Below are 12,687 nucleotides of genomic sequence, written 5' to 3' on the forward strand. Positions count from 1 at the left end.
ATAAAAAAATCCCACGGAGTACGCAGGATTAAGAAATTCTTCGGCTTATAGCCTTGTTGTGATTTGTATTTCGTATCGCAAAAATATAAAAATTATTTAAATGGAAAAAATTTTAGGGATAGATTTAGGAACAAATTCAATTGGACTTACACTAAACGAAAATAATGAATTCACTTGGTATGGTGTTTACACATTTACTAAAGGTGTCGGCGTAGGCAAGTCCGGTGAATTTTCTTTTGCTGCAGAAAGAACCAAACATCGTGCAAGTAGAAGATTATACAATGCTCGTAGATATAGAAAATGGGAAACGCTAAAAGTATTGATTGAAAATGATTATTGTCCTATGACAATTAAAAGTCTTGACAATTGGAAGTATTATAAAAAGGGAATTGGTAGGGTTTTCCCTATCTCTGATAATGCATTTCAGCAATGGATAAAATTAGATTTTGACAGTGATGGAAAGCCTGACTTTTCCAGTCCATATCAGTTAAGAAGATTGTTAATTTCAGAGAAACTTAATCTTAGTATTCCTGAAAACAGGTATAAAGTCGGAAGGGCATTATATCATATTGCACAAAGACGTGGTTTTAAAAGCAGTAGAAAGCAAGGTTCAAATGAAAAAACAGCCGTATTTAAAGGAAGCAACGAAACAAAAACAATCGGAATAAATGAGTATGAAAACCTTATCATTGAAAACGGGACACTAGGTGCTGCATTTGCATCTTTAGCAGATTGTGGCATCAGGATAAGAAATAGATATACATTGAGGTCTGATTATAGAAATGAAGTTGAAAAAATTTTAGATGTTCAAGAAATCGGTGAAGAAAAACTCCGGCAAAAATTATTGTTAGAAACTTCCAACGGTTCCATTTTTTATCAACGTCCCTTGAGGTCACAAAAAGGTTTGGTCGGCAAATGCACTTTAGAACCCCATAAAGCGAGATGCCCTATCAGCCATCCCAAATTTGAAGAATACAGAGCTTGGTCGTTTATTAATAACATTAAATACAGAACAGATCATGAAGCTCAATTTGCGCCTATTCCCTTGGACTTGAAAGAAAAATTGTATCAGGATAAGTTTTTTTTCAAAAGCAAAAGAGAGTTTGATTTTAGCGATATACGAAAATTTATCCAAAGCAATGGTGGAAAAGATTGGGAACTGAATTATAGCCAAAAAATGGATAAAGTTTCTGTACCCAGTTGTTATGTTTCTGCCAGATTAAAGTCGGTATTTGGAGAAGATTGGGAATCTATATGTATAAAGTCTGAAAAAACTACCGTAAACAAAAAAACAGGGGAAGTACGTTTTATTACATATCGTCTTGAAGACATTTGGCACATTCTTTATTCTTTTGAAGATGAAGAATATTTTGAAGAGTTTTTGTTAAAAAGGATAAAAATAAATGAAGAGCAGGTTAAAGAACTTAAATCAATTTTCAACTCTTTTCCTGTTGGGTATGCCAATTTGAGTTTGAAAGCCATCAACAACATTTTGCCATTTTTAAGGCAAGGATTGATATATTCTGATGCTGTTATTCTTGCTAAGGTTCCTGAAATTTTAGGAAGTGAAGTTTTCAAAGATAACAAAAATATTATTATTAAAGCAATCACAGATGAAGTAGAAGCCAACAGACATCAAAAGAAAATTATAACAATCACAAATAATTTGATTTTCAAATACTATTCTTTAGATTTTCAAGTTAGATTTGGTTGGAAAGATATAAATTACATACTTGATAATTCAGATTTAATTGATGTTGAAATAACAGCAAAAGAACATTTTGGTGATAAAACCTGGCTCAAATTAAAAAATGATTACAAACAAAAAATACTGGCTGAAGTAGCTGATAAATACCAGGAATTCTTTAGATCTTATACAAGAGAGCACCTAAAACCTCCTCATCTAGTGACTCAAATAAAACAGTTTTTAAAAGATAATTTTACAATAGAAGAAAAAATCTTAGACAAAATTTACCATCCATCACAAATAGATATTTATCCCAAAAAAGAAGGACAGGAATTTTTATTAAGCCCAAAAACTGCAGCTTTTAAAAATCCAATGGCATACAAAACACTTTACCGTTTGCGGGATGTTATTAATTACTTAATTAAAACAAGTAGAATAGATGAAGATACTCGAATTGTGGTTGAGATTGCAAGGGAATTAAATGATAGCAATAAACGCTGGGCAATAGAAACCTATCAAAGACAACGAGAATCAGAAAACAGAGAATTTGCAGTTGCAATTGCAGAATTAATAAAAGACCCAGATTTTTCAGGAGAAGCAAATCCGGGAAGTGACGTTGATGCAGACAAATTCAGATTATGGACAGAGCAGATGGCTAACTATGAAGAAATATTGAAAACGGTTAAAGCAACTAAAACAGATATTGAAAAATACCGACTTTGGAAAGAACAAAACAGCATATGCATGTACACTGGCAAGTTAATTAAAATTTCTGATTTGTTTAATACCAATAAAGTTGATTTTGAGCACACCATTCCAAGAAGTATATCTTTTGATAATTCATTAACTAACTTAACTGTTTGTTATGCAGATTACAACAGAAGTATCAAGAACAATAAAATGCCTTACGAATTACCCAATTATGAAACCGAATCTCATGGATATTCTGCAATTAAGCCTAGGCTGGAAATGTGGGAGAAAAAGGTTGAACATTCCTTTATCCAAATTGAATTTTGGAAAGCAAAATCTAAGAGAGCCATGGATAAAGCTGAGAAAGACAATGCTATACGTACAAAACATTTATGGCAATTTGAATATGACTACTGGAAAAATAAATTGGACCGCTTTACCAGAACAGAAGTTCCCCAAGGTTTTGTGAACAGTCAATTGGTTGATACCCAAATCATTTCCAAATATGCCTTCCATTATTTAAAAACAGTTTTTCATAATGTCGATGTAATCAAAGGGACTCAAACTTCAGAGTTTAGAAAAATATTTGAAATACAACCTAAGGAAGTATCCAAAGACCGCGGCAAACATCATCACCACGCTGTAGATGCTGCTGTTTTAACCATGATACCTTCGGCAAAAAAAAGAGAAGAAATTTTGAAAAAATCTTATGAATACGAAGAAGCTAACAGAGGAAAACAGTATCATGAAAAACCTTTTTCTGGATTCAAATTTGGGATGATAGAAGAAATTCAGAAAACCATTTTAATTAATAATATTTCTAACAAGGATCAAACTCTGACTCCTGGGAAAAAAACAGTAAGAAAAAGAGGTAAAGTTGTTTGGCTGAGAGAAAAAAATGGTAAAATTCGGCTTGATGAAAATGGCAATAAAATTCCAAAAATTGCACAAGGGGATTCCATAAGAGGTGAATTACATCAACAGACGTATTATGGGAAAATTAAAATAGCTGCTAAAGATGAAAATAATCTTTTAAAGAGAGATGCTGAAGGGAAAATTATTTACAATAAAGTAGATGGAAAGGATGAATTATGGATGGTTTTAAGAAAACCAATTGATGCGGTTAATTTTAATTCAGATATTATAATAGATGAAAATTTAGCGGCGCTTTTAAAAAAACAATTAACTGAAGGTGTTAAACAAAATGAGCTTAAGGATTTTCAAGGAAAAAACTTACGACATTTACGATGTAGGGTCAAATCGGGTAGAGGTTTTATGGACCCTGAGAATGTAACAAAAGTTAAGGAACAGGTTTATAAATCATCTAAAAAATATAAAAATTTTATATGGGCCGATTCTGGAGATAACTTTATTTTTGGACTATATGAAAATGATAATCGTGAAAGAGATATAATTTCAATAAATAAATTTGAAGCGGCACAATTTCTTAAAGAATTAGGGATACCAGAAAATAAAAACGACTTATTCAAGATGAAAGAACCTGTTCTTATTAAGAAAAAAGAAGCAAAATTGGTTCATATTTTTGAAGTTGGCCATAGAGTCATTTTTTATAAATCAATCGGAGAATTGAAAGAAATTGAGAACGATTCACAAGAGATTTCAAAAAGGTTATATTTTATAAAAAGATTGCATCAGGCATCTGTTGGCAATATGGTATTTCAACATCATCTTGAAGCAAGAAATGATGATGAGCTTACTAGGGCATTTCCTAAAGAAAAATATAAGTCAGCGGGAAAAGATGGTTTTTCAAAGTATCAAGATGAATTTATCGCTCCAAGATTATTATTTAAACCCACTACACCTAATTTTATTGTCGAAGTTATAGACTTTGATATGAAATTGGATGGCAGAATAAAATTTAAGTTTTAAATATTTTTTAATTCGGCAAAGTATTTGATATATCACTATTAAATACTTCTCCTATGATCAAGCGCACCATTTATTTTGGAAATCCGGCTTATTTGTCGATCAAAAACAGGCAGCTATGTATCAAAAAAAACGGAGATTCTCAAAATACAGAACACACCATACCGGTAGAAGACATCGGTGTGGTAGTGGCAGATCACACACAACTGACTTTCACTCATTCTGTCATCACATCACTACAGGAAAACAATGCCGTCATCATCTGGTGTGGGTCAAACCACATTCCGGTATCCATGAGTCTGCCCATCGTTGCGAACGATACCTATACAGAAAGGGTAAGGTATCAGATCGAAGCCAGTGAACCACTTAAAAAACAACTCTGGAAACAAACGGTAGCAGCAAAAATTCAAAATCAGGCTTATCTGCTTCGACATTTGGGATGTAAAACCATGCATCTGGACAAAATGATATCCAGGATCAACAGTGGTGATCCGGAAAATTATGAAGGGCAGGCCGCAGCCATTTATTGGAATTATTTACTGAAAGATTATGGTGTCACCCGTGGACGGGATATGGGCAGCCCCAATCATTTGTTCAATTATGGCTATGCTATACTCCGTGCGGTGATAGCCAGAAATCTGGTGGGAAGTGGATGTCTTCCTGTCCTGGGTATCCACCATACCAACAAATACAATGCCTATTGTCTTGCGGATGATATCATGGAACCATTCAGACCCATCGTGGATAAAATGGTAGTTGAATATTTGGAATTTAATAAAAATATTGGCGATGATCTCACAAAGGAAGACAAAGCCTATCTGTTGCAAATACCGGCTACAGACATATGTATAGAAGGAAAAATGAGTCCGCTCATGGTGGGTGCCCAACGCACTACGGCCAGTCTGGTCAAATGTTATCAAGGAACCGCCAGAAAAATTATCTATCCCGATTTAATATGTTAACCCGACTCAATAAATATCAGATCATGTGGGTATTTGTACATTTTGATTTACCAACGGAAACCAAAAAGGACCGTAAAAATTATGCCAAATTCCGCAAATACCTGCTGGGAGATGGATTCAATATGATTCAATACAGTATGTATGCCCGTCACTGCAGCAGTCGCGAAAATGCCGATGTACATAAAAAAAGAGTTAAGACTCATTTGCCTCCTATGGGGCAGGTGATCGTATTTGAAATTACAGATGCCCAGTTTGGCAGACTGGAATTTTTTTATGGTCAAAAGCCAAAGGAACAAATAAACCTTCCAAAACAATTGGAATTATTTTGAATAGCCTTTTAGGTCAGAAATAAAAAAAGCCGTCGAAACGGCTTTTTTATTTATGATATTTGCCGTAAAACGAATCCTACATCAACTTGTAAATTATTGAATATCTGATGATTAGACACGGGTATGTTGTGGCAAATATCATAAATTCAAAGAACGAAAGCAAATCACAACTGAACAGCCTTATGAAGATTGCGACACGAAGTTGTGGCAAATATCATAAATTCAAAGAACGAAAGCAAATCACAACTATGCCAAGAAACATGATAATGAATTGACTGTTGTGGCAAATATCATAAATTCAAAGAACGAAAGCAAATCACAACGCATGGCAACATACTGTTTAAGAGACTGGCGTTGTGGCAAATATCATAAATTCAAAGAACGAAAGCAAATCACAACTTTTGGCTGTTAATATCCTTGCGCAAACAGTTGTGGCAAATATCATAAATTCAAAGAACGAAAGCAAATCACAACGGTGGCACATTGACCACTACACCAATATTCGTTGTGGCAAATATCATAAATTCAAAGAACGAAAGCAAATCACAACTTTACGCAAAGGTATATTTTAATCTACATAGTTGTGGCAAATATCATAAATTCAAAGAACGAAAGCAAATCACAACTGTCATTTATGGAATACACATTTGTTTCTGTTGTGGCAAATATCATAAATTCAAAGAACGAAAGCAAATCACAACTAGTATAAGTGAACTTATATGCTGTTTTAGGTTGTGGCAAATATCATAAATTCAAAGAACGAAAGCAAATCACAACGAATTATGCTGTGACCCGAAAACAGAAACAGTTGTGGCAAATATCATAAATTCAAAGAACGAAAGCAAATCACAACCCTTCATTGACTGCCTTACCTATCTTTGTGTTGTGGCAAATATCATAAATTCAAAGAACGAAAGCAAATCACAACAGTCAGGATACGTTACCGAACTTTTTTTGAGTTGTGGCAAATATCATAAATTCAAAGAACGAAAGCAAATCACAACTACAAGTACAAGTGTCGAAACTAGAGGAATGTTGTGGCAAATATCATAAATTCAAAGAACGAAAGCAAATCACAACCATTGATATATCGCACTGCCCAGTTTTGCCGTTGTGGCAAATATCATAAATTCAAAGAACGAAAGCAAATCACAACGAATGGGTAAGGATAAAATAGGTGGATATAGTTGTGGCAAATATCATAAATTCAAAGAACGAAAGCAAATCACAACCTGGCATAATTAAATAAAAAAAGCCCGGCGGTTGTGGCAAATATCATAAATTCAAAGAACGAAAGCAAATCACAACACTACCTTACCTTTATATAATATTTCACCCGTTGTGGCAAATATCATAAATTCAAAGAACGAAAGCAAATCACAACGGTGCATTGAAGTTGGTGTATAATGCAATAGTTGTGGCAAATATCATAAATTCAAAGAACGAAAGCAAATCACAACTGACACTGACAAGCCAAGGTCACAAAGGTGGTTGTGGCAAATATCATAAATTCAAAGAACGAAAGCAAATCACAACAGTACTATGACCTGGATGATGACGATCTCAGTTGTGGCAAATATCATAAATTCAAAGAACGAAAGCAAATCACAACGGTGCATTGAAGTTGGTGTATAATGCAATAGTTGTGGCAAATATCATAATTTCAAAGAACGAAAGCAAATCACAACCGATTATAGGTATTTAAAAACAAACATAAGTTGTGGCAAATATCATAAATTCAAAGAACGAAAGCAAATCACAACCCTGATGCCTTAGAGAATTTAGTACATGGAGTTGTGGCAAATATCATAAATTCAAAGAACGAAAGCAAATCACAACTCGCTAACGTCTAACCACTCTGTCATCGTTGTTGTGGCAAATATCATAAATTCAAAGAACGAAAGCAAATCACAACACTTCCGACTTACTTAAACCCTAAATTAAGTTGTGGCAAATATCATAAATTCAAAGAACGAAAGCAAATCACAACAATGTAGATGTCGACGATACAACAAATTCAGTTGTGGCAAATATCATAAATTCAAAGAACGAAAATGACCAAACGGTTTTCTTTGCAAAGCTAAAGAAAAAAATTGACGAGCAAGTCAATTTAGTGCGGGAACCCGAAGCACACCTTCGGGATGGGCGGCTTTACAACCGCTGCACGGTGGATCCTGTATTTGCCGATCAAGGTTTTGATCGGTTCCTTCATTATGAAGCAAATTCGTTTGCTTCATTTTTTCTTCCAGAAAAACCATTCAGTCATATGGCAAATATCATAAATTCAAAGAACGAAAGCAAATCACAACCTGAATTTAAGACACTTTACAATACTAGTAGTTGTGGCAAATATCATAAATTATTCGCATTATCTCCATCTTTGGCGCTCATGAATGCTATAGCATTTCAAAGAACGAAAATGACCAAACGGTTTTCTTTGCAAAGCTAATGAAAAAAATTGACGAGCAAGTCAATTTAGTGCGGGAACCCGAAGCACACCTTCGGGATGGGCGGCTTTACAACTGCTGCGTGGTGGATCCTGTATTTGCCGATCAAGGTTTTGATCGGTTCCTTCATTATGAAGCAAAATCGTTTGCTTCATTTTTTCTTCCAGAAAAACCATTCAGTCATATGGCAAATATCATAAATTATTCGCATTATCTCCATCTCTGGCGCTCATGAATGCTATAGCATTTCAAAGAACGAAAATGACCAAACGGTTTTCTTTGCAAAGCTAATGAAAAAAATTGACGAGCAAGTCAATGCCCTTGGCAAGAAACATGGGATGCCCTGTTTTGGAGATTTATGCATGTACATCGGGATTTCTTTCTACAAAATCCACGTTTAGGTATGTTGGTCCGAAGTTTTGACAAAATGCTTATAGAAAAACAAAAAGGACTATTAATCAAGGCAGACAATTTTTTAAATCAGCTGTAAAATATAAAATGACCCACAAATGAAATTAAATGTGGACTTAATTGTTATGAGTAATAAGATCAACACATTTTTCAGTCCAAAAATATTGATGCAATGAACATATTACTTACAGGAGTAACAGGATACATCGGTCAGCGTCTTTTGCCGGTTTTACTGGATCAGGGCCATCATGTGGTTTGTTGCGTGAGAGATGCCCGAAGATTTAATTACCACAATTACAACAAAAATGATATCACCGTCATAGAAGTTGATTTTTTGAATCCCGAAACGCTAAAAGCTATTCCGGAAAATATCTCCGTGGCATATTATCTCATTCATTCCATGTCCACATTATCAGGTGATTTCGAAAACATGGAAGAGCAATGTGCCCAAAATTTTAAAGATATACTAGATCAAACACAAATAAAACAAGTTATTTACCTCAGTGGCATTGTCAATGAGGTAGAGCTATCGCGCCACTTAACATCGAGAAAAAATGTGGAAGATATCCTGTCAGATGCAGCTTTTGCTTTAACTACCTTACGTGCAGGCATCATCGTGGGTTCGGGCAGTGCATCTTTTGAGATCATCCGTGATTTGGTAGAAAAATTGCCTGCCATGATCACCCCAAAATGGCTCAAAACGAGATGTCAACCCATAGGAATACGGAATGTCATTCAGTTTTTGGATGGTGTCAAAGACAAGGCAGAAACCTATGGACAGACCTATGATATCGGTGGTCCAGATATCCTTACTTACAAGGAAATGTTACTCAGATTTGCCAAAATCAGGAATCTGAAACGATACATCTGGGTGGTACCTGTGATGACACCCAGAATATCATCATATTGGTTGTATTTTGTCACTTCCACTTCTTATGCTCTGGCCAAAAACCTTGTCAATAGTATGAAAGTTGAAGTCGTCTGTAAACCCAACAATCTGGCAGAATTGCTGGGTATAACGCTTTTGGATTATGAAACTTCCATTCAACTCGCCTTCGATAGGATAGAACAAAATCAAGTCATCTCCAGCTGGAAAGACGCGCTGACAAGCGAAACACTCCATAAAGGTATATCGCAGTACATCGAAGTCCCTACTAATGGTTGTTTTACAGATGTACACACAAGAAAAGTAGATAACGTATCCAAAACCCTGGAAAATATTTGGTCCATAGGCGGACAGAATGGTTGGTATGGCAATATCCTATGGGAACTCCGTGGATTTATAGACCAGCTTTTTGGTGGTGTAGGTATGCGCAGAGGTCGCAAGAGTCCTACCGAAATTTATTCAGGAGACACACTGGATTTTTGGCGCGTACTTTTGGCAGATATGGAAGAAAAAAGGCTTCTGTTGTATGCAGAAATGAAACTACCCGGCGAAGCATGGTTAGAATTCAAAATTGATAAAAAAAACACCTTAACACAAACAGCTACTTTCAGGCCTTTGGGAGTTTTGGGCAGGCTTTATTGGTATGCAGTGCTTCCATTCCATGGAATTATTTTCAAAGGTATGATCACAAAAATGGCGAAGGCATAAATGGCTTCTAATGGAATTTCGGAAATGGATTATGCAGAAATCTTTTAACCATACTAAAACGTAGTCATCAGCTATAACTTTCGATTGCCAAATCTCCATTATCGTGTCTATAACTGCAAAGCATTTACGGAGCTAATCTCTTGATATCCCAATGATCTTGTTGCCTTTCATAAAGGAACCTGTCGTGCAGCCTGTCTTCCCCACCCTGCCAAAACTCAATCCGTTGTGGTATAATCCTGTAGCCGCCCCAGAAATCAGGAAGTGGAATTTTTCCGTCTTTAAATTTATTTTTGATTTCTTCAAGTTTGGAGAGTAAAATGGATTTGGATGAAATGATACTGCTTTGATTGGATACCCATGCACCGAGTTGACTTCCGACCGGCCTTGAAGCAAAGTATTTCAGAGATTCAGTTTTCGATATCTTTTCAGCCCTTCCTTCTATGATGATCTGCCTTTCAAGAGGCAACCATAAAAACATACACGAAACGTTTTGATTTGATTGTAGTTGGTTAGCTTTTCTGCTGCTGTAGTTTGTAAAAAATACAAATCCTGATTTGTCATAGTACTTACACAATACAGTCCTCAGGCTTGGAACTCCCTCAGGACTGACGGTCGCCAGAGCCATTGCATTCGGATCGAGGGCTATTTCATCCAGTGCGTCTTTGAACCAGTCATCAAACTGTTCAAATGGATCCGGTTTCAGGTCGTTCAGTTCTAATTTTTGCTTTTTGAATTCCCTTCTGATATGATGTATATCCATTATTTACGATTTTTGGTTGAGTAAAAGATAACGAAGCTTGGTCATATGGCTTCAAAGATGACCATTGAAAACCTCCTGCTCTAAAATTGAATACAAAAATAATAAAAATCATTAGGTATCACCCGTTTATATATACATTATGTGGATAACAAACTGCCAAAGTTCAAATTTTCTTTCTCACTACCCCTGCCTATGTAGTGTGGCAGGCTCATTCCTGAAGGGACGTCCCACCCAATTTTCCTAATAAAAGCGCTGCATTCCCCTTGATGGGCAGGGGTAAGAAAAGCCAAATTACCTCCCCAATAACCCTCATTCTGAAGAGCTTGTCAATCTACGCTTGAGACGACCCACCCAATTCAATCACTTTTTTATCGTTTATTAAAAATAGGACTGAAAAAGTGCAATTTATTATACACACAAATACATTCATACAAAAAATTTTCAAAGGCTTATTGTACAGTACCTAAAAATAATCCTGAAGAAAAACTCTGAACCTTTGCAGGTGTGTTGTGTTATGGGCATCAGATTAATTAAGTAAAGTATGAGTGTCTGTATTTTTTGGTTCAGAAGAGATTTAAGACTTAATGATAATGCCGGACTTTATCACGCACTGACGTCGGGATACAAAGTTGTGCCGATATTTATCTTTGATACCCACATTCTGGATCGGTTGGATGATAGAGATGATGCTCGTGTAACTTATATTTATGATGCAATTTCTGAAATCAAGCAAAGTTTATCTTTATTCGGCAGTGATTTACACGTATTTCATGGTACACCTGAAAGTGCATGGCCCGACATTGTAAAGCTCTTCAACCCAAAAAAAATAATCTTTAATCATGATTATGAGTCTTATGCTCAACATAGGGACACTTTGCTAACAAACTCCTTGAAATCTGAGGGCATAAGTGTTGAAAGTTTTAAGGATCATGTGATTTTTGAAAAACAGGAAGTGCTCAAAGACGATGGCAAACCGTATACAGTATTTACACCATACAAGCGAAAATGGTTGTCTAAATTAGTTATTGAAGATGGAGATCCGTCAGATTCATTTTATCTGAGATCATATCCTTGTGACAAATATTACCACCAATTTGAAAAATTTGACAAGGCATCCACTATGACTTCTTTGAAAGATATGGGCTTTGAAAGGACTCAAAAAGTAATTCCACCACTTACAGTGCCTCAAACTGTCATTAGGCATTACGATGAGCGGAGAAATTTCCCGGCCATCCAAGGTACGAGCAGATTGGGTGTTCACTTCAGGTTTGGAACCATCTCTATAAGACAAAAAGCCAAAGCTGCCATTACCATTAGTCCTACATATCTAAGTGAACTTATTTGGCGGGATTTCTATAGTCAGATATTATATCATTTTCCTCATGTAGAACAGAGATCCTTCAGGCCTGAGTACGACCGACTCGAATGGCGCAATGATCCCGATGAATACGATGCGTGGTGCCAAGGCATGACAGGGTATCCGATCGTAGATGCAGGTATGCGCGAACTATTGATGACAGGTCATATGCATAATCGGGTCAGAATGATCACTGCGAGTTTCCTGACAAAACACTTGTTGATAGACTGGCGTTGGGGCGAGGCTTGGTTTGCAAGGCATCTACTTGATTTTGATCTGGCATCCAACAATGGTGGCTGGCAGTGGGCAGCTGGCAGTGGCACAGATGCTGCGCCTTACTTTCGTATATTCAGCCCTGATGCTCAGACAGATCGTTTTGACAAAGACAGAAAATATATCCGACATTGGGTTCCGGAATTTGGAACTCCTGCTTATCCAGACCCCATTGTAGATCACAAATTAGCCCGGGAACGATGTCTGGCTACCTACAAAATGGCTTTAGAGCAAGTTTAGAGTTCGTTCAAAATTCCGCGATTGTTTTTAAGCGGTATTTAAACCTAAAT

General features: G+C 36.1%; 7 protein-coding genes and 1 CRISPR repeat array. Of the genes, 6 read left to right on the plus strand and 1 reads right to left on the minus strand.

The window, feature by feature from the left end:
* Window positions 1–100 precede the first annotated feature (100 nt).
* The 5 genes from IPK35_13350 to IPK35_13370 all read left to right on the plus strand — a co-directional run bounded on the left by IPK35_13350 (window position 101) and on the right by IPK35_13370 (window position 10,007).
* The gene (locus IPK35_13350) at window positions 101–4,267 is read left to right on the plus strand and encodes a hypothetical protein (protein ID MBK8054220.1); all 4,167 of its coding nucleotides are present in this window, start codon (window positions 101–103) and stop codon (window positions 4,265–4,267) included.
* Window positions 4,268–4,320: 53 nt separating this feature from the next.
* Complete coding sequence (gene cas1, locus IPK35_13355) at window positions 4,321–5,226, plus strand: type II CRISPR-associated endonuclease Cas1 (GenBank protein MBK8054221.1); 906 nt, start codon at window positions 4,321–4,323, stop codon at window positions 5,224–5,226.
* Window positions 5,220–5,555, plus strand: a complete 336-nt coding sequence (gene cas2, locus IPK35_13360) for a CRISPR-associated endonuclease Cas2 (GenBank protein MBK8054222.1) — start codon at window positions 5,220–5,222, stop codon at window positions 5,553–5,555. The genes cas1 and cas2 overlap by 7 nt, the downstream gene beginning before the upstream one ends.
* Before the next feature lie 428 nt (window positions 5,556–5,983).
* Window positions 5,984–7,545: a CRISPR direct-repeat array (repeat unit 46 nt; unit sequence GTTGTGGCAAATATCATAAATTCAAAGAACGAAAGCAAATCACAAC).
* Window positions 7,546–7,578: 33 nt separating this feature from the next.
* Window positions 7,579–8,004, plus strand: coding sequence for a hypothetical protein (locus IPK35_13365; protein MBK8054223.1), 426 nt, complete (start codon window positions 7,579–7,581; stop codon window positions 8,002–8,004).
* Between the two features lie 581 nt (window positions 8,005–8,585).
* On the plus strand, window positions 8,586–10,007 hold the full coding sequence (locus IPK35_13370; protein MBK8054224.1) for an SDR family oxidoreductase: 1,422 nt from the start codon (window positions 8,586–8,588) through the stop codon (window positions 10,005–10,007).
* Window positions 10,008–10,131: 124 nt separating this feature from the next.
* On the opposite strand, the gene pdxH is transcribed toward IPK35_13370, so the two are convergent.
* A complete protein-coding gene (pdxH, locus tag IPK35_13375) occupies window positions 10,132–10,767 on the minus strand; it encodes a pyridoxamine 5'-phosphate oxidase (protein ID MBK8054225.1) in 636 nt (211 codons plus the stop codon).
* Between the two features lie 541 nt (window positions 10,768–11,308).
* Here pdxH and IPK35_13380 point away from each other — a divergent pair.
* Window positions 11,309–12,637: a deoxyribodipyrimidine photo-lyase gene (locus tag IPK35_13380; GenBank protein ID MBK8054226.1), complete on the plus strand. Its 1,329-nt coding sequence runs from the start codon at window positions 11,309–11,311 to the stop codon at window positions 12,635–12,637.
* Window positions 12,638–12,687 lie beyond the last annotated feature (50 nt).

Source organism: Saprospiraceae bacterium, from assembly GCA_016713025.1.
Lineage (GTDB): Bacteria > Bacteroidota > Bacteroidia > Chitinophagales > Saprospiraceae > OLB9.